The organism is Aeromonas sp. s6, assembly GCF_040907815.1.
Taxonomy (GTDB): domain Bacteria; phylum Pseudomonadota; class Gammaproteobacteria; order Enterobacterales; family Aeromonadaceae; genus Aeromonas; species Aeromonas caviae.
Window position 1 is genome coordinate 1 of sequence record NZ_JBFOCN010000015.1, and the last position, 17,437, is coordinate 17,437.

General features: G+C 64.3%; 18 protein-coding genes. 8 read left to right on the forward strand and 10 right to left on the reverse strand.

Annotation, left to right across the window (positions count from 1 at the left end; all coding sequences use genetic code 11):
- Positions 1-2,053 precede the first annotated feature (2,053 nt).
- Together AB5Y50_RS00900 and AB5Y50_RS00905 are read left to right on the forward strand one after the other, a co-directional pair.
- On the forward strand, positions 2,054-3,112 hold the full coding sequence (locus tag AB5Y50_RS00900) for a sensor domain-containing diguanylate cyclase (protein ID WP_319886547.1): 1,059 nt from the start codon (positions 2,054-2,056) through the stop codon (positions 3,110-3,112).
- An 85-nt stretch (positions 3,113-3,197) separates the two neighbouring features.
- Positions 3,198-3,485, forward strand: a complete 288-nt coding sequence (locus AB5Y50_RS00905; RefSeq protein ID WP_042864058.1) for a hypothetical protein — start codon at positions 3,198-3,200, stop codon at positions 3,483-3,485.
- A gap of 102 nt (positions 3,486-3,587) precedes the next feature.
- Here the strand turns inward: AB5Y50_RS00905 and AB5Y50_RS00910 are convergent, their stop codons facing one another.
- From AB5Y50_RS00910 to AB5Y50_RS00940, 7 genes are all read right to left on the reverse strand, one after another.
- Positions 3,588-3,866: a hypothetical protein gene (locus AB5Y50_RS00910; protein ID WP_029314742.1), complete on the reverse strand. Its 279-nt coding sequence runs from the start codon at positions 3,864-3,866 to the stop codon at positions 3,588-3,590.
- A 280-nt stretch (positions 3,867-4,146) separates the two neighbouring features.
- Positions 4,147-4,869 (reverse strand): ABC transporter substrate-binding protein, encoded by a 723-nt coding sequence (locus AB5Y50_RS00915; protein ID WP_266110026.1) that lies wholly within the window; start codon positions 4,867-4,869, stop codon positions 4,147-4,149.
- 191 nt (positions 4,870-5,060) lie between these two features.
- Positions 5,061-5,555 carry a GDYXXLXY domain-containing protein gene (locus tag AB5Y50_RS00920; protein ID WP_161647983.1) on the reverse strand — a complete coding sequence of 165 codons (495 nt, stop codon included), beginning with the start codon at positions 5,553-5,555 and terminating at the stop codon, positions 5,061-5,063.
- Positions 5,552-6,559 carry a DUF4401 domain-containing protein gene (locus AB5Y50_RS00925; protein ID WP_042014995.1) on the reverse strand — a complete coding sequence of 336 codons (1,008 nt, stop codon included), beginning with the start codon at positions 6,557-6,559 and terminating at the stop codon, positions 5,552-5,554. The genes AB5Y50_RS00920 and AB5Y50_RS00925 overlap by 4 nt, the downstream gene beginning before the upstream one ends.
- On the reverse strand, positions 6,552-7,490 hold the full coding sequence (locus AB5Y50_RS00930; RefSeq protein ID WP_069785242.1) for a DUF2157 domain-containing protein: 939 nt from the start codon (positions 7,488-7,490) through the stop codon (positions 6,552-6,554). Before AB5Y50_RS00930 ends, AB5Y50_RS00925 begins: the two co-directional genes overlap by 8 nt.
- Before the next feature lie 217 nt (positions 7,491-7,707).
- A complete protein-coding gene (locus tag AB5Y50_RS00935) occupies positions 7,708-8,265 on the reverse strand; it encodes a TMEM165/GDT1 family protein (RefSeq protein WP_010675206.1) in 558 nt (185 codons plus the stop codon).
- A 253-nt stretch (positions 8,266-8,518) separates the two neighbouring features.
- Positions 8,519-8,848, reverse strand: coding sequence for a translation initiation factor (locus tag AB5Y50_RS00940; protein ID WP_069785241.1), 330 nt, complete (start codon positions 8,846-8,848; stop codon positions 8,519-8,521).
- A 119-nt stretch (positions 8,849-8,967) separates the two neighbouring features.
- Between AB5Y50_RS00940 and AB5Y50_RS00945 the strand changes: the two genes are divergently transcribed.
- The 3 genes from AB5Y50_RS00945 to AB5Y50_RS00955 are packed head-to-tail and all read left to right on the forward strand — an operon-like array spanning position 8,968 to position 11,751.
- On the forward strand, positions 8,968-9,195 hold the full coding sequence (locus AB5Y50_RS00945) for a FeoA family protein (RefSeq protein ID WP_010675204.1): 228 nt from the start codon (positions 8,968-8,970) through the stop codon (positions 9,193-9,195).
- On the forward strand, positions 9,192-11,462 hold the full coding sequence (gene feoB / locus AB5Y50_RS00950) for a Fe(2+) transporter permease subunit FeoB (RefSeq protein WP_069785240.1): 2,271 nt from the start codon (positions 9,192-9,194) through the stop codon (positions 11,460-11,462). Before AB5Y50_RS00945 ends, feoB begins: the two co-directional genes overlap by 4 nt.
- 46 nt (positions 11,463-11,508) lie before the next feature.
- A complete protein-coding gene (locus tag AB5Y50_RS00955) occupies positions 11,509-11,751 on the forward strand; it encodes a FeoC-like transcriptional regulator (RefSeq protein WP_069785239.1) in 243 nt (80 codons plus the stop codon).
- A gap of 61 nt (positions 11,752-11,812) precedes the next feature.
- Here AB5Y50_RS00955 and tapW read toward each other — a convergent pair whose 3' ends face one another.
- Together tapW and AB5Y50_RS00965 are read right to left on the reverse strand one after the other, a co-directional pair.
- Positions 11,813-12,949: a type IVa pilus ATPase TapW gene (gene tapW / locus AB5Y50_RS00960; protein WP_029314740.1), complete on the reverse strand. Its 1,137-nt coding sequence runs from the start codon at positions 12,947-12,949 to the stop codon at positions 11,813-11,815.
- Positions 12,950-13,005: 56 nt separating this feature from the next.
- Positions 13,006-13,362, reverse strand: a complete 357-nt coding sequence (locus tag AB5Y50_RS00965; RefSeq protein ID WP_010675200.1) for a DMT family protein — start codon at positions 13,360-13,362, stop codon at positions 13,006-13,008.
- Positions 13,363-13,474: 112 nt separating this feature from the next.
- On the opposite strand from AB5Y50_RS00965, the gene AB5Y50_RS00970 reads away from it, so the two are divergent.
- From AB5Y50_RS00970 to AB5Y50_RS00980, 3 genes are all read left to right on the forward strand, one after another.
- Positions 13,475-14,206, forward strand: a complete 732-nt coding sequence (locus tag AB5Y50_RS00970) for a transporter substrate-binding domain-containing protein (RefSeq protein ID WP_319886549.1) — start codon at positions 13,475-13,477, stop codon at positions 14,204-14,206.
- Between the two features lie 75 nt (positions 14,207-14,281).
- Positions 14,282-15,289, forward strand: coding sequence for a vitamin B12 ABC transporter permease BtuC (btuC, locus tag AB5Y50_RS00975; protein ID WP_039041213.1), 1,008 nt, complete (start codon positions 14,282-14,284; stop codon positions 15,287-15,289).
- The gene (locus AB5Y50_RS00980; protein WP_319886552.1) at positions 15,276-16,049 is read left to right on the forward strand and encodes an ATP-binding cassette domain-containing protein; all 774 of its coding nucleotides are present in this window, start codon (positions 15,276-15,278) and stop codon (positions 16,047-16,049) included. Before btuC ends, AB5Y50_RS00980 begins: the two co-directional genes overlap by 14 nt.
- A gap of 206 nt (positions 16,050-16,255) precedes the next feature.
- Here the strand turns inward: AB5Y50_RS00980 and AB5Y50_RS00985 are convergent, their stop codons facing one another.
- On the reverse strand, positions 16,256-17,320 hold the full coding sequence (locus AB5Y50_RS00985; protein WP_042014687.1) for a 3-deoxy-7-phosphoheptulonate synthase: 1,065 nt from the start codon (positions 17,318-17,320) through the stop codon (positions 16,256-16,258).
- Between the last annotated feature and the right edge of the window lie 117 nt (positions 17,321-17,437).

Consider the following 17,437-nt stretch of genomic DNA (forward strand, 5'->3'; position numbering starts at 1 on the left):
GTCGGCGAAGGTAAGTTGATGACTCATGATGAACCCTGTTCCATGGCTCCAGATGACAAACATGATCTCATATCAGGGACTTGTTCGCACCTTCCTTAGTTTTTGGGCTATGCATCTTAGATCGTTTACAGTTATTAAACATGATTTTATATTTCCACTTGTTGGAAGCCTATTATGTTTGCATCCCCATTCTTTATCATCCGTTATCACAATACCTCCAATGTTAAAACTCATGTCCAAAATATATATGCTTGATTAGTGTTGTAGGTTCGATTAGCGAAGCGTAATCGGACATTCGAGAAATAAGGTTTTATTACAGTGAAATATTCACTATCGGGCCTTCAATATAAAGCCGTTTCTCGATAGAGATATCTGCCGCTTGCTGTTGCATTCACTATGATTTTTTCACCAATGCAACTATCTTGATGAGGTCTGTTGCATAGGTGCGACAATCTGATCTCGTCATGGGGTGGGCGAGGGATTGGCTCTGAGAGAACAGCCCTCCCGACCCTGACCCCGCAAACACAAGGTCATGGTCAATTAACTGGCCTCGGTGCTGCGGGTTGGGTGTTGCCCCCCTGTTGTTCGCCGAGGTGAGGGCACAAGGTCAGGGGCGCCGTCATGGACGACGGCGCAGACGCAGGCGGTACAGGGATGTACCGTCTGCGTCGTTCCGCCAGACCTTTTGCCTGAACCGAGGGAACCCGACGCAGGAGGGCGAACAAGTGGGGGTGGCCTTTCTTTTGGTGACTTTTCTTTGGCCACGCAAAGAAAAGTCACTCGCCAAGCCGCGCAGCGGCGGCGAAACCCCATCGAGGACGGAGTCCTCGTGTCCTGCGCGGCGAAGCCGTGCCATTGAGGCGTGGGGCAGCATTCGCCAGGCAATGCCGTTACCCACCCCTCACCCTAGCCCTCTCCCGCAAGGGGAGAGGGGACAAAGCCGAAACCCCATCGAGGGCAGTGCCCTCGTGTCCTGCACGGCGAAGCCATGCCATGGAGGCGTGGGACGACATTGCACCCGGCAATGCCGTTACCGACCCCTCACCCTAGCCCTCTCTCGAAAGGGAGAGGGGATCAAACCGAAGTCGCCGAGGCTGGCGGGCGGAACCCTGTCGAGGGCCGCGCCCTCGTGTCCTGCACGGCGAAGCCGTGCCATTGAGGCGTGGGGCGGCATTCGCCATGCAATGATGTTACCGACCCCTCACCCTAACCCTCTCCCCCAAGGGGAGAGGGGAGCAAACCGAAGTCTCCGAGGCTGGCGGGCGAAACCCCGTCGAGGGCCGCGCCCTCGTGTCCTGCACGGCGAAGCCGTGCCATTGAGGCGTGGGGCGGCATTCGCCATGCAATGATGTTACCGCCCCCTCACCCTAACCCTCTCCCCCAAGGGAAGAGGGGATCAAACCGAAGTCGCCGAGGCTCGCGGGCGAAACCCCATCGAGGACGGAGTCCTCGCGTCCTGCATGGCGAAGCCGTGCCATTGAGGCGTGGGGCGGCATTGCACCAGGCAATGCCGTTACCGACCCCTCACCCTGACCCTCTCCCCTAAGGGAAGAGGGGATCAAACCGAAGTCGCCGAGGCTCGCGGGCGAAACCCCATCGAGGACGGCGTCCTCGTGTCCTGCGCGGCGAAGCCGTGCCATTGAGGCGTGGGGCGGCATTGCACCAGGCAATGAGGTTACCGGCCCCTCACCCTAACCCTCTCCCCCAAGGGGAGAGGGGACGGTTACCGCGGACGATGATGCTTCGCCAATCGACCCTACAGGCGTAGCAATGCCAAATGACGGCGAGTGACCCCCACCCTGACCCTCTCCCTCAAGGGGAGAGGGGATGGTGACCGTGGGCGAATACGCGGCGGGAATCGACCCGGCACCCAGGGGCGAGGGCAGGGTTGTGCCCCTGTGTTTCGCATGGCGACGCCGCTTGGGGTCCGGTTATGCCAAAATGTGAACAAATCGATCTTTCCCCCGGTCAATCGCGGTCTGCCGCTTGTCGGGCCCGCCCCGAGTTGGCTAAGGTAGTCGCCCATCAGATGCACGCAGTAGTGGAGGTAGGCATGGATAAAATTTTGCTGGCGCTCTCGGAGCAGATGATAAACGCGCGGGATCTGGAGAGCCTGACCCGCCCCTTGCTGGAGATGCTGGCGTCGGTGACCGGGCTGGAGTCGACCTATCTCACCGAGATTGACCTCGGGCAAAGCACCCAGCATGTCCGTTATGCCCGCAATGTGGCCGGGCTGCAGATCCCCGAGGGGATGACGGTGGAGTGGAGCGATACCCTGTGTCGCCGTGCCATCGACGAAGAGATTGGTTACACCGATGACGTCGCCGCTCTGTGGGGGGACTCCCAGGCGGCCAGCGAGCTCGGCATTCGCTCCTATCTGAGCAGCCCGGTGCGCACCTCGACCGGCTCCCTCTATGGCACCCTGTGCGGCGCCAGTACCGAACAAAAACCCGCGGTGGCGGGTGCGCAGCAGCTCATCGCCTTCTTCGCGCACCTGATTGCCGAACAGGTGGAGCGGGAGCAACTGCTGCGGCAATTGCAGCAGGCCAACGACGAGCTCTCGCGCCTGGCCCTCTCCGATCCCCTCACCGGGCTCCCCAACCGCCGCGCCCTGATGCTGGAGCTCACCCGCCTCTTCTCGTTGTCGGAGCGGGCGGGGCATCCGGTGCTCATCGCCTTTGTGGATCTCGATGGCTTCAAGGCCATCAACGACGAGCATGGCCACGAGGCGGGGGACAGGCTGCTCACCGCCATGGCGCGGCAACTGGGGGAGACCCTGCGTGGCGGCGATCTGCTGGCCCGCTTTGGGGGAGACGAGTTCGTGGCCGTGGGCATGGGGCCTTTCCCGGACGCCGACACGCTGGACGGGGCGGTGGCGGCGTTTCGCCAGCGCCTGTTCGAGCACAGCGTGCTGTCACTGCCGGTGGGGGATAAGGTGATCCATTATCCCGGTGCCAGCGTGGGGGCGGTGGCCGTGATGCCAGCCGAGGTCAGCGTCGAGGAGGCGCTGAACCGGGCCGATGCGAGCATGTATGCGGTCAAGCGCCAGCGCCGGGCCGCAGGGGAGGGCGGTAACCCGCCCCCTTCCAGTCAGGTGTCTGCCCCGCGATAGGAGCGGGGCGGGTTGAGAGGGCACAGGGGGCGCGTCCACCCGGGTGCCAGTCTGTTTTCCCTTTTATCAGTTCGGAGCCCATACCATGGTTCATCTTCTTGTCCGCCGTGTGCGCGCCCTTGCCGGGCGGGCGGCCACCCTGGTGGCCGGACTCTGCGAGTTTCAGCAGCGCATCTGGGTGGTCAGCATCGTCAAGGAGTCCTACACAGATACCTTCGTGGTCAACGAAGGGGGCTTTGAGGAGCCCTTGCAATGGATGCGCCGCAAGGGCTACAGCGCCGAGATGCTGGCCAGGGTGGAGGCCATGGCCCGATCCCAGGTGCTCCAGCTCGAGTGCGCCGGGCAGCATCACCGTCTGATGCGGGTGAAATAGGGGCGAAGCCGCCCCCGGATGGCCTGGGCGGCACCGCCGCCCGGGTGTTGACCACATATCCTGCCGCCCTCTTCGTGTCAGACGGGGCAAATGGGTCGCCAGTTATGATTTTTCCGTGGTTCTCTCCGGTTTCAGACCGCCGGAGTAGACGCAAATCGCGGAGTTGTAGCTGTTGAAGGTGACCGCGTAGTTGAAATCGCAGAAATAGGCCGGGTGCTTGGTGGCGACAATGTCCCCCGCCTTGCACTTGTCCTGCATCCCCTCCACCAGGGTGTCGTTGTTTGACCCGAGACAGGCCTTGCCGGTGGTCTTGTCACCGCCGCAGGCCATCAGAAGGGCGCAGACCGAGAGACTCATCAACCATTTCGCTGTGTTGTGCATGTGTGTTCCCAAGAGATCGGAGAGATGGCGGGGAAGGGCGTGAGCGCGGCGCTGCCCGATGAAGGCGGTCGGCGGGCACGCTGCCGCCCCTGACTGTCGCTGCCACCGTGCGCCCTGCCCCTTGCCGTGAAAAAGGGGCCAACAGGCTCCTGCGCCCTATATTACGGACCCGGGACGGTCTGCGTCACCCCTTGTCGTTGCAAGTGGTGAACATTAAACGGGTTTCGTGCGCTGGCTCAAAGGCGGGCCGGGGCCTTGGCGGCACCGGCGGGGGAAGAGGTCAGGGGGTGGGGAAGTATTTGTGCTGGAGCTGCTGGAAGTCGCTGCTGGCCAGCACCTGGGTCAGGCCGAGCTGGAACTCCCTGACCAGGGCATCGTCCACCGGGTGGCTGAAGGCGAAGCAGTACTGCTCGGAGCTCAACATCCAGCGCACCTCGAACTGGGCGGGATCCAGCTGCTGGGTCTTGATGAGATCCAGCAGGGTGGACTTGTTGCTGGAGATCAGCTCGACCCGGCCCGAGGTGAGCATGCGCAGGACCTGGGAGAGGCGGTTGGCGGTCATGATCTTCTGCTCGTCGAAGCCGGCGTTGAGCAGCAGTTGCTCCCCCACATCGGATCGCACGGCGCCTATGGTGTAGCGCTGGGCCTCTTCCAGACGGGTCAAGGTCAGGGGGCGACTGGCGAGCCCCATCAACACTATCTCGGCATAGCCGATGGGGCAGGCCCACTTGAACAGGGGATTGCGCGCCTCGGTGCGGGCGGTGGAGAAGAGTACCACATTGGGTTTCTGGGTCAGCAGGTAGTAACCCCTGGCCCAGGGGAGGATGCTGACGGGCTGGACAGGGGTGCCGGTCTTTTGCCACACCAGGTGCAGCAGGTCGATGGCAAAGCCGGTCGGGGCGCCATCCTCCCCGGTGAAGTTGTAGGGTTTGTACTCTTCGGTGAGGTAGTGCAGGCTGGCGAGCGCCGGGCTGGCCTGGGTCACGGGAGTGCCCCAGACCATGGCCGCGAGGGCGGCGCAGGCGACCAGTCCGCGAAGGAGGACTGCAATGTCTATGTTCATCCTGACCGTCCTGCTGCCGAGTGCCCAGTTTCAAGTGTTGCCAAGTCACGGCGTTTCGCCACCCGGCGCAGACGTTATCCGCCGGGGGCCGTCATCATCTTGCCACTCACAACCAGGTCGGCGCCCCCTTTTTACCAGGCCGGGCGGGTGTGACCCAGGGGGGTGAACGCCTCGTCCCTCAGCCCCACCAGCAGGGTGTTGCCATCCTCTTGCAGGCGAAACTCGCCGTAGCGGGCCGACTCATATTGATCTCCCGTGCCCTCTTCGAAGAAGAAGGCGTCAGGCCCGATAAACCACTGGCCGTCGCGCTGGCGCACCTTGAGCAGACGCTCCCCCGGGCCAGGGGCCTCGGGCTTGCCCCCTTCCACCCAGTGCACCACCTGATGTTCATCCAGGCGAACGACCAGGGTGTGGGGGCCGACGGCGGCCTGGCGGCCCGCCAGCTGGCGGGCGAGGGCGTAGTTCAGGCGCATGTAGTCCCCCTGCATCAGGGAGCGGGGGTCGACCGGTGCCAGCTCGATCAGCACCACCTCCCCCTGGCTCATGGCGTGCTCGAAGCGCCAGACGGCGGCGTTGATGCCGGCGAGCAGGGCAAGACCGGTCAGCAAAAAGGCGAGGCGTCTCATGAGGGGCTCCCGTTGTGAAGGTGCTTGAGCCACTGACGGGTACCGAGCAGCAGGGCCCCCGAGGCGAGCAGCAGCCAGGACTTGGTCATCAGGGTCAGCCCCAGATCGTAGTAATAGAGGGAGCCAAAGCCGAGCAGCAGCAGGCCTGCCAGGGTCATCAGGGCCAGGCTGCCGGCGTAGAAGCCGAGCACCAGCACCAGGGCGCCAGCCCCCATGCCGGGAATGATGGCGCTGATCACCACCAGCGGCAGCCCGTAGCGCAGCGGCAGCCTGAGGCGAACCATGACCGCGAGCAGCAGGGCGGCGCAGAGCAGGGGATTGAGCCAGAGGGGCAGGCGGGAGCTGCCGAGCTCATTGAGCACGCTGGTGCCTCCCTCCCACAGGGGGTGGTGCAGCCGTCCCAGCACCAGCAGGGAGAGTGCCAGCCCCAGGGTGAGGGATTCATAGAGCAGATGGCGGGCGGGATCGCGCTCCGCCTGCAGCCAGCACAGGGCGACGGCGCCCATCACCAGCGGCAGGGCCAGCAGGTGCAGGCCGAGGCAGGCGAGGGCGAGGGTGAGCAGGATGGCGGCGGCGAAGCTGTGGAACAGCCTGATCAGCCAGTGCTCGAACAGGGCGGCCACCCCGAGGGAGAAGGCGGTCAGACCGAACCAGAGCCACGCGACGTTCAGATCCAGCCTGTCCAGCAGGCCGTAGAGCAGCCAGGCATCTGCCGCCAGCGCCAGCGCCAGCACGAACTGATCCCAGAGATCGCTGCGGGTCGCCATGCGGTTGAGACCGAGGGCGGCGGCCATCAGCACCATCCCCATGGTGAGGGCGTTGTTGGGGTCGCGGGTCAGCTGCTCGAAGGCCATGAAGAGGAAGAAGAGCAGGAAGAGGGCGGCTATCCAGCCCACCATGCCGAGCAGAAAACGGCCCGACCAGTGGGGCTGTTCATCCCGGGGGGCATCCCCTTCCACAAGTTGAGCAGCACGCAGGCGCTCCCAGGGGGTGAGATCAGACATGCTGCCTCCGTTGTTCTTGCAGCCAGCGGCTGGCCATCACCGACAGGCCGATGGCGATGAGAGCCAGCAGCAAAAAGCCGTTCATGTCCGGCTCCATCCACTTGCCAAGGGCCGCGAGGATCACGGCGATAAGGCTCAGGCACCCCATGGCGAGCCCGGCGATGAACCTGTGGTGCCAGCGCAGGTAGGCGGCGCCGAGCCAGGCGAGCCAGGCAGGCCAGACCCAGGGAGAGGCGGCATCGAACAGGGCCAGCAGGGTAAGCAGGGTGATGCCGAGCCCCGCGGCCAGCCCCGCGAGCCAGGAGGGCATCAGGGCGTAGCGGGCGGGCACCAGGATGAGCAGACCCCAGAGGGCGGCGTTGAGCAGCGTCAGGCACCAGCCGAGGGCCTCCTCGTTGAAGGAGAAGAAGAGATCGAGAAGGCCGAGCCGCCAGTAGAGCACCAGGGCGAGCTGACCGAGCAGCCAGGCCAGGGTCCAGAGCAGCGGGCTTCTGCCAAGGGCCGCCAGCGGCAGCAGCATCAGGGCCCAGGTGGCGAAGAGCTGCCAGGGGTCGGCGCCGGTCTGGTAGGTCTGGCCCACCAGGGCGAGCAGGGCGCCGAGGTTGAGGGCCAGGGCCAGCAGCAGGGCCTGGCGCGGGGTGTCACTCATGGGTTTGCGCCAGAGCACCAGGAGCATGGCGAGCAACGGCAGCTCCAGCAGGGCGAGACGTGAGAGGCGCCCCAGGGCCTGCCAGTTGAAGGCGACGAAGAAGACGAGGCCGGCGCCAAGGCAGAGGCAGCCGAGCCAGAGCAGCAGCCTGTCGAACAGCCACTGCCAGCGGGCAGGGCCGGGGGGCAGATCGCACAGGGCCAGGGCGGCAGGCAGCGAGGCCCGTGGCAGGCGGCCGCGCCTGACCCAGTCGAGCAGGGTCTGTCTTGAGGTGAGGTGCATGGGGGCTCCTGAAGCCATGATGCCTGAAAGATAAGGCATTATGGCACGGCGCCGCGTCTCGGGGCAGGGGCGCCGTCGGCGCTGCGACACAGGTCGCGGCACGGGGCCATGTCTTTGCACTAAAAAGGCCCCCGCCGTGAGGAGGGGGCCTGAAGGACATCCGGGGCGGCGGTGGCGATCAGTGCTCACGCTGATCCCCCGCCGGCTTCTATGGAGGTCAGGCGAAGATCAGGGTGGAGATGCCAAGCCCCGCAAAGAGGATGGCGCAGGCAATGCGGATCCCCTTGAGGGGGAGCTTGTCGGCCCCGAGCTTGCCGAGCAGCACCACGGGCACGTTGGCCAGCATCATGCCGAGGGTGGTGCCGGTGATCACCTGGATCAGGGAGTCGTACTTGGCTGCCAGCAGCACGGTGGCTATCTGGGTCTTGTCACCGATCTCGGCGATGAAGAAGAGCACGAAGGTGGCCATGAAGGGGCCGTACTTGTCCAGGGAACTCTCTTCATCGTCCATCTTGTCCGGCACCAGGATCCAGGCGGCCATGGCGATGAAGGCGCCAGCGACCAGCCAGGTCATCACCTTGGGATCCATCCAGCGACTGATGAATTCCCCTATCCAGGCGGCACCCGCGTGGTTGAGCAGGGTGGCAGCCAGCATGCCGGCGATGATGGGCCAGGGTTTGCGAAAACGACAGATGAGCAACAGGGCCAGCAGCTGTGTCTTGTCGCCGATCTCGGCGATGGCAACGCTGATGGTGGAGGTTAACAAGGCTTCCATAAAAATGACCGGGGGACGGAATTGTTATAAACCAAAGACAAGCCTGCGCCATCCGTCCCCGGTTTTGGCACTGGCCCGTCAAAGGTCTTGTCAAATCCGGCATTGCCCGGATCACCCTGACCATGGTGAGTTGGCACCAAGTATGTTGATCAGGATCGCGCACGGAACGGGTCCGTGGCGAGACTACTCCCCCTCGATGGGAGCGGGCATTCTAGGGAAAAACCCCCGGTGAGGCAAGGCGCGGGATGGGGAATTATCCCCCCACCAGCTTGACCTGAAAGCCGGCCTTCTCCAGTTCGGCCCTGATAAGATCCCGTTTGTCCCCCTGGATCTCGATGATCCCCTCCTTGAGACCGCCGCCGGTACCGCACTTCTTCTTGAGCAGGGTGGCGAGGGCCTTCTGCTGGTCGGCGGGAACGCCGTGGATGCTGATGACCCCGGCTCCCTTGCGTCCCTTGGTCTCGCGGCGGATGCGCACGACCCCGTCGGCGGGGAAGGGGGAGGCGTGCTGGGCGGGGGCGGATTCCTTGATCATGCCGCCGTCCGTGCTGTAGACCAGGCGGCTGTTGTTGTCGTGACTCATGGCAATACTTTGTCGGTTAGCTAAGCGGAGTTTGATTTTACGCAAATAAATGTTGAGGGCACAGCTTATAATCCCCCCATTAAAAGCGAATTATTCTTGTTTAACTTCAGGAGCCCGTCATGGTACTCACAGAGCTGTCGCCGGGACAGAGCGCTCGCATCACGCACATGAACCACCTTGGCCGCGCCTTGCGGCGCAAGCTGATGGTGATGGGGCTGCTGCCCCAGACCGAGATCCTCTATCTGCGGGCCGCCCCCCTGGGGGACCCGCTCCAGATCCAGTGCCAGGGCATCTGCCTCTCCATGCAGCGGAGTCTGGCCCAGCAAATCGAGGTGGAGCCGGTATGAGCTACAACCTGGTCACAGTGGGCAATCCCAACAGCGGCAAGACCTCCCTGTTCAACGCCCTGACCGGCTCCCGCCAGCAGGTGGGGAACTGGAGCGGGGTCACCGTCGACAAGAAGATGGGGGCCTTTGCTGCCCGCGGGCAGGAATACACCCTGGTGGACCTGCCCGGCATCTATGCCCTGGCCAACCAGGAGGCGAGCCTGGACGAGCAGATCGCCAGCCGCTTCGTCCAGCGCCAGCAGCCGGATCTGCTGCTCAACGTCATCGATGCCGCCAACCTGGAGCGCTCCCTCTACCTTACCCTGCAACTGCGGGAGCTGGGGCTGCCCATGGTGGTGGTGCTCAACAAGATGGATCTGCTGCAAAAGCGGCGCATCACCATCGACGAGGCCTTGCTCGCCAAGGCGCTGGGGTGCCCCGTGGTGTCACTCTCGGCCCACAATCGCCAGCAGGTGGCGGCCTTCAAAGAGGGGATCCACCAGTATATCGGCCAGTCCCAGCCCGCCCTGGTGCTCGACTACGGTCAGCCCCTCGAGGGAGACATCGCCGAGCTGGAGACTCTGCTCGCCCCCCATCATCTGCATCGCCGTGGTCGCGCCCTGCGCCTGCTGGAGGAAGACATCGCCATGCAGGAGACCCTGGCGGCGGGGCAGCAGGCGGCGGCGGACAACGTGGTGAGCCGCGCCCACCACGCCCAGGACATCGACCTGCAACTCGCTGATTTGCGCTACGGCCATATCCACCACTGGTGCCAGCAGGCGTGCCGTCATCAGGACAAGCTCACCGTCGCCCAGAGCGAACGGCTGGACAGGGTGCTGCTCAACCGCTGGGTGGGCATCCCCTTCTTCCTGCTGGTGATGTACCTGATGTTCATGTTCGCCATCAAGGTGGGCAGCGCCTTCATCGACTTTTTCGACATCCTCGGGGGGGCCCTATTCGTGGACGGAGTGCACCACCTGCTGGGGCTGATGAGTGCCCCCGACTGGCTGGGGGCCGTGCTCGCGGACGGCGTGGGTGCCGGTTTGCAGACGGTGGCGACCTTCATCCCCGTGGTGGGCTGCCTCTTTCTCTTCCTCGCGGTGCTGGAGAGCTCCGGCTATCTGGCCCGCGCCGCCTTCGTGGTGGATGCCCTGATGCGTCGCCTCGGCCTGCCCGGCAAGGCCTTCGTCCCCATGCTGATGGGCTTTGGCTGCACCGTGCCCGCGGTGATGGCGACTCGCACCCTGGGATCGGAGCGCGAGCGGCTGATGACCTCGGCCATGGCACCCTTCATGTCCTGCGGTGCCCGTCTGCCGGTCTACGCCCTGTTCGCGGTGGCCTTCTTCCCCGAGTCGGGGCAGAACCTGGTGTTCGGTCTCTATCTGTTCGGCATCCTGGTGGCGGTGCTCACCGGCCTCTTCCTGCGCAGCACCCTGCTGCCGGGCAAGAGCGACTCCATGGTGATGGAGATGCCCGATTACGAGTGGCCCCGTCCGGTGGACGTGGGGCTGCGCACCTGGCAGAAACTCAAGGGCTTCATCTTCGGCGCGGGCAAGACCATCGTCCTGATGGTGGCGGTGCTGAGCGTGCTCAATTCGCTGGGCACCGACGGCAGCTTCGGCAACCAGGATCAGGAGAACTCGGTGCTGAGCAAGCTGAGCCAGTCCGTGACCCCGGTGCTGCATCCCATAGGCGTGCGGGACGACAACTGGCAGGCCACGGTGGGCATCCTCACCGGCATCTTTGCCAAGGAGGCGGTGGTCGCTACCCTCAACAGCCTCTACGCCGGCGGCGCCGGTGATGAGGAGGAGAGTGAATACTCCCTGCTGGGCAGCCTGAAAGCGGCGCTGGCCACCATTCCCGCCAACCTGGCGGACATCGACCCCGCCGATCCCATGGGGCTCAAGGTGGGGGATCTGGAGGACAAGCAGGCGGCAGCCGAGGCCCAGGAGGTGGACACCTCCACCTACGGCAACATGCAGACCCACTTCGACGGCGTGGCCGGAGCCTTTGCCTACCTGCTGTTCGTGCTGCTCTACATGCCCTGTGCCGCCGCCATGGGGGCTCTGGTGCGAGAGACCGGTCGCCAGTGGGCCCTGTTCACCGCCGCCTGGTGCAACTACGTCGCCTTCCTGTGCGCCACTCTCTTCTATCAACTGGCGACCTTCGCCGCCCACCCGGCGCAGAGCCTGGTCTGGAGCCTGAGCTATCTGTTCTCCCTGGTGCTGCTCTGGTGGCTGGGGCGTCGTCACGGCGACATCGTCGCCCGCAAGGTGGTGACCCTGTGAAGGGGCTCATGGTCAGGGGCGAGTGCGCCGAGAGGGAGGGTATTCTGTGATCCTGCGTGAACTGGGGGACTATCTGGCCCTTCACAAGAAGGTGAGCCGGCGGGCGCTGGCCCGCCACTTTCACACCTCCGAGGATGCGGTAGAGGCCATGCTCGGGGTCTGGATGCGCAAGGGGCACGTCGCCAAGCGGGAGAGCCGCCTGTGTGGCGGCTCCTGCTGCGGCAAGCACGAAGAGGTGACGTTCGAGTGGTGCGAGCCCGGCCAGATAGGGCTGATCCAGAAGGGGTGATGCCTGCCCACATGCAAAAGGGAACCCGAGGGTTCCCTTTTTCGTGGCCGCCGGGCCCGTCTCAGAAGAGGTCGCCCTCGTCCTTGGTGGGCTCCAGGCTCCAGCCGCTCGCCGCCGCGCTGTTGCCAATCTGGCCCTTCTCCCGCCAGAGTTTGATCTTGAGGCGCAGGTTGTTCTGGGAGTCCGCGTTCTTCACCGCCTCCTCCTCGTCGATCACCCCCTCGACCACCAGATCGAACAGAGTGCTGTCGAAGGTCACCATGCCAAGGGCCCTGGATTTTTCCATGATCTCCTTGAGGCCGCCAAACTCGCCGCGCTTGATGAGATCGCGCACCGTGTGGGTTCCTAGCATTACCTCCACCGCCGCCCGGCGCCCGCCGTCCGTGGTCTTCACCAGCCGCTGGGAGACAAAGGCCTTGAGGTTGTTGCCAAGGTCGTTGAGCAGCTGGGGTCTGCGCTCTTCCGGGAAGAAGTTGATGATGCGATCCAGCGCCTGGTTGGCGTTGTTGGCGTGCAGGGTGGAGATGGCCAGATGCCCGGTCTCCGAGAAGGCGAGGGCATGCTCCATGGTCTCCCGATCGCGGATTTCACCGATGAGGATGACGTCCGGCGCCTGGCGCAGGGTGTTCTTCAGGGCCGCGTGGAAGCTGCGGGTATCCACCCCCACCTCCCGCTGGTTGATGATGCTCTTCTGGTGGCGATGGACGAACTCCACCGGATCCTCGATGGTGATGATGTGGCCGCCGCTGTTGCGGTTGCGATGATCGATGAGGGCCGCGAGCGACGTGGACTTGCCGGACCCCGTGCCGCCGACGAAGAGCACCAGACCCCGCTTCTCCATGATGGTGTCGAGGAGCACCGGAGGGAGTTTGAGATCCTCGAAGCGGGGGATCTCGGTCTTGATGTTGCGCGCCACCAGGGAGACTTCATTGCGCTGCTTGAAGATGTTGACCCGAAAACGGCCTATCTGGGGCAGGGAGATGGCGAGGTTCATCTCCAGCTCTTTCTCGAACTGCTGTTTCTGCTCGAGATCCATGATGTCGTAGGCGATGCGGGCCACCTCGCCCGGCCCCAGGGGCTCTTGGGTGAGGGGGCGCAGGGCGCCGTTGAACTTGGCGCAGGGGGGGGCGCCGGTGGAGAGATAGAGATCGGAACCGTCCTGTTTGGCCAGGATCTGCAGCATGTCTCTCAATTCCATGAGGGGCCTCGTCGCTCAAAGGGCTGGGGGATGATGAATGGCTTGAGTGTACAGCCTCAGGCGCCGGTCAGTTTTTCGCGGAACACAAAAAAGACCGCGCCCAGGATGCACAGACCCGCCCAGAGGTAGTCCCACTTCAGATCTTCTTTCAGATAGAAGATGGAGAAGGGAACGAACACGGTGAGGGTGATCACCTCCTGCAGGATCTTGAGCTGGCCGACGGAGAGCACGGTGTGGCCGATGCGGTTGGCGGGCACCTGCAACAGGTATTCGAACAGGGCTATCCCCCAGCTCACCAGGGCGGCGATGATCCAGGGTTTGTGATTCATGCTCTTGAGATGGGCGTACCAGGCAAACGTCATGAAGACGTTGCTGCAGATGAGCAGGCCGATACTGGTCATGATGGGGTTCATTAGGTTCTCCTTTTAAATCAATGCATTTTATCTCGACTCCATGGGTTTTCATAAGTGGTGCTTGAGGGTATTTTTAGCTCACAAGGATGTAACAAAAGAAGGCGAAAGCTGGATGGGCAAGACAAGCTGGGGTGCGCTTTGTCTGTTTTTTGCCTGCTGGGCGCAAGGTGCGCCGACCCTGACGGTGGCCACCGATGTCTGGCCGCCGTTTCGCATGCTGGCAGAGAACGACGACTTCCAGGGGCTGGATATCGACATTCTGCGCCAGTTGCAGGCACGCAGCGGCATTGTGCTCACCCTCAAACGGGTGCCCTGGGGACGGGCACTCAAACAGATGCAGACCGGTCAGGTGGATCTGATGATAGGGCTGGCTCACACCGAGGAGCGGGCCGCCTTCATCGACTACCTGCAGCCGTCCTATTACCAGTGCCGGCCTGCCTTCTATGGCAAGCCCGCCGCCGTGGCAGGTCTCAGGCGTTACGAGGATCTGCGAGGCCGCGAGATTGGCTATGTGCTCAACTCCGCCTACTTCCCCCCCTTCGATGGCGACACCCAGCTAGACAAGCACGGGGTCCCCACCGAAGACCAGTTGCAGCGCATGGTGGAGCGGGGCCACCTGCCCCTGATGATAGGGACCGACTGCCAGGTGGATTACGCCCTGAGCCAGCGCAACGACGCCGGCCTCGTCAAGGCACCCTTCCAGCCCCCCAACCCGGTGGTGCTCTACCTCGGGATGAGCAAGCACTCACCCCACCACGAGCTGGGCCCCAAGCTGGCGCAGGCGTTGCAAGCCATGGTGGAGAGCGGCGAGATAGCGGCGCTGGCCAAGCCCTACCAGCCTTGACCTTGGGTGGTAACGCGCTGTTATCATGCAGCTTTCCTGCCTGCCCCCCGGCGGGCCTCACTTCTTGGGGATCCCGTGTATCTCGCCCTCATCCGTCGCCAGCAGCGCTGGCAGCGCCGCTGGCTGCTCCTGCTGTCGCTGCTGACCCTGGCCCTGTTCCTGCTCTCCCTCGCCCTCGGGGAGTTCGTGCTGCTGCCCTGGCAGCCGCTGGGGGATCTGGAGCTGCGCATCCTGCTGGAGCTGCGCCTGCCGCGCGCCCTGCTGGCTCTGCTGGCGGGGGCCTCCCTTGCCTGCGGCGGTGCCGTGCTCCAGGTGATGCTGCACAACCCGGTGGCGGAACCCGGCCTGCTCGGCGTCTCGAGCGGCGCGGGGTTGGCCGCCATGGTGGCGATGGCGGTGGCCAAGGGGCTCGGGCTCTATCTGCCGGGCTGGGGGCTGTCGCTGGCGGCCTTTGGCGGCGCCCTGGTGGTGACCATGCTGCTCATCCGTCTCGCACGCCGGGCACGGCTCGGCCATGGGCGGCTGCTGCTGTTCGGAGTCGCCATCGGCATCCTCACCAATGCGGCCATGACCTGGCTGATGTATTTCGCCGACGACGGGGCCTTGCGGGAATTCATGTTCTGGATGATGGGCAGCCTCGCCTACGGCAGCCAGCAGCTCGCCTGGTGGTGGCTGGTGCTGCCCCTCACCCTCGGCTGGCTCTGCTGGCAGGGGCGGGCACTGCAACAACTGCTGCTGGGGGAGACCCAGGCCCGCCTTATGGGGTTGAACGTGGACAGCATGCGGGTACGCCTGGTGCTGGCGGTCTGCCTGCTCACCGGGGTGGCGGTCTCACTGTGCGGCGTCATCGGTTTCGTCGGCCTGGTAGTGCCTCACCTGCTGCGCCTGTGCGGTGGCAGCGATCAGCGCTTCCTGCTGCCCGCCTCGGCGCTGGGGGGGGGCGCCCTGCTGCTCGGGGCCGATCTGGTGGCCCGCTCGGCGCTGCACGCCGGTGAACTGCCCATCGGGGTCATCACCGCCTCGGTGGGCGCCCCGCTCTTTATCTATCTGCTGCTGAGGCAAGATGCCGATGTGTCCCGCTGATCCCGCCCCCTGGCGGCTGGAGGCCCGCGCCCTGGCCATCCCCCATCGCCTCGCCCCCCTGGATCTGGCCTGGTCCGGTGGTCAGCTGGTGGCCCTGCTCGGCCCCAACGGCAGCGGCAAGTCCTCCCTGCTCGGGGCCCTGGCGGGCCTGCTGCCCGCCGATGGCGCCGTCTTGCTGGGGGGAGAGGCCATCACGACCCTGAGCTGGCCCGAGCTTGCAATGCGGCGCGCCATGCTGCCCCAGCGCCAGCCCCAGCTGTTCCACATCCCGGTGTTCCAGGTGCTGAGCCTGGGGCTGGAGGAGGGGGGCCCCGATGCTCAGGCGCAGGCGGTGGCGGATGTGTGCGACGCCCTGGAACTGGCACCTCTGCTGGCACGGGACTTCAGCCGATTGTCCGGGGGGGAGCAGCAGCGGGTGCTGATCGCCCGCACCCTGCTGCAACTGTGGCCAAGCCTCAATCCGACCGGGCGGGTGCTGCTGCTGGACGAACCCCTGGCGGGGCTGGATCTGCATCACCAGATGGCGCTGCTGCGGCTGCTCAAGCAACTGGCTACACAGGGATTGCTGGTGGTGGTGGCCATCCACGACATCAATCTGGCCATCGACTGGGCGGATCGCGTGCTCTGCCTGCAACAGGGCCGCGTGGTGGGGGAAGGGGACGTCGGGATCATCGACGAGGCGCTGCTGGAGCGGGTGTTCCAGATCCGCACCGATCGCATCGAGGCGGCCGGCCGCATCTGGTTTATGCCGAGCCTGTGAGGCGGGCTGCCCCCTCATCCCCGCCCTTCTCCCATTCTTTTAAAACAAGTGGGAGAAGGGAGCCGCTCTGTCGACTACGGATACAGTATTGAAAACCTGCAGAGGCTGAGTGAAGCCAAGGGGGCGAGTGAATCACTGTGGAAATGAAAAGAGCCAGGCATCCGTGATGCCTGGCTCTTTTGGTAGAGAGAGCGTTGAGCGGTTGCTCAGGCTTTCTGCTTGTTCAGCCGCACCTGGGCGGCTTCTGCCAGCATGGCCAGCAGGGTTTCGGTGTCACTCCACGACAGACAGGCATCGGTGATGCTCTGGCCGAAGGTGGCGGCACAGCCGTTCTCCACGTCCTGACGCCCTTCCACCAGGAAGCTCTCGGCCATGATGCCGGCAATGCCGGTGCGGCCGCGGCGCAGCTGATCGCAGATATCCTGGGCCACCAGCAGTTGGCGGCGGTGATCCTTCATGCTGTTGCCGTGGCTGAAGTCCACCACCAGGCGCTCCGGCAGGCCCACCTGGGCCAGAGCCTCGCACGCCTCGTCGATGCTGGCGGTGTCGTAGTTGGGACGGTGGCCGCCGCGCAGGATCACGTGGCCGTAGGGGTTGCCGGCGGTGCGGTAGATGGTCATCTTGCCGTCCTTGTCCGGGGAGTAGAAGATGTGGCTGTGACGGGCGGCGCGCACCGCATCGATGGCGATGCGGGTGTTGCCGTCGGTGCCGTTCTTGAACCCCACCGGGCAGGAGAGGGCGGAGGCCATCTCCCGGTGAACCTGGGACTCGGTGGTGCGCGCGCCGATGGCGCCCCAGGTGATGAGATCGCTGATGTACTGGCCGGTCACCATGTCGAGGAACTCGGTGGCGGTGGGCATGCCGGTCTCGTTGATGTCCACCAGCAGTTTGCGGGCCAGTTTCAGCCCTTCATTGACGTCGAAACTGCCGTCCAGGCGCGGATCATTGATGAGCCCCTTCCAGCCGACGATGGTACGTGGCTTCTCGAAGTAGGTGCGCATCACGATGCACAGGCTCTCTTTGTACTCTTCACGCAGGGTGTTCAGACGCAGAGCGTATTCGTGGGCGGCGGCGGGATCGTGGATGGAGCAGGGGCCGACGATGACCAGCAGGCGCTGATCCTCACCGGACAGAATGGCTTCCACTTGGCGGCGGGCATCCAGCAGGTTCTGGGCGATGGTGTCGGTTAACGGGAAGGCGTGCGCCAGCTCGCTGGGGGTGATCAGGGCCTCCAGGCGACGGGTGCGCAATTCATCGGTGTGAATGGACATACGACTCAATTCTCGAGTGGATAAGGTGGGCGGGATGCCAAAATGCAAGGGGATAAAATAAAGCAAAAGTCACCCGATGGAAACCTTGGGCGGCTCTGATAGGATGTGAACCCAAAA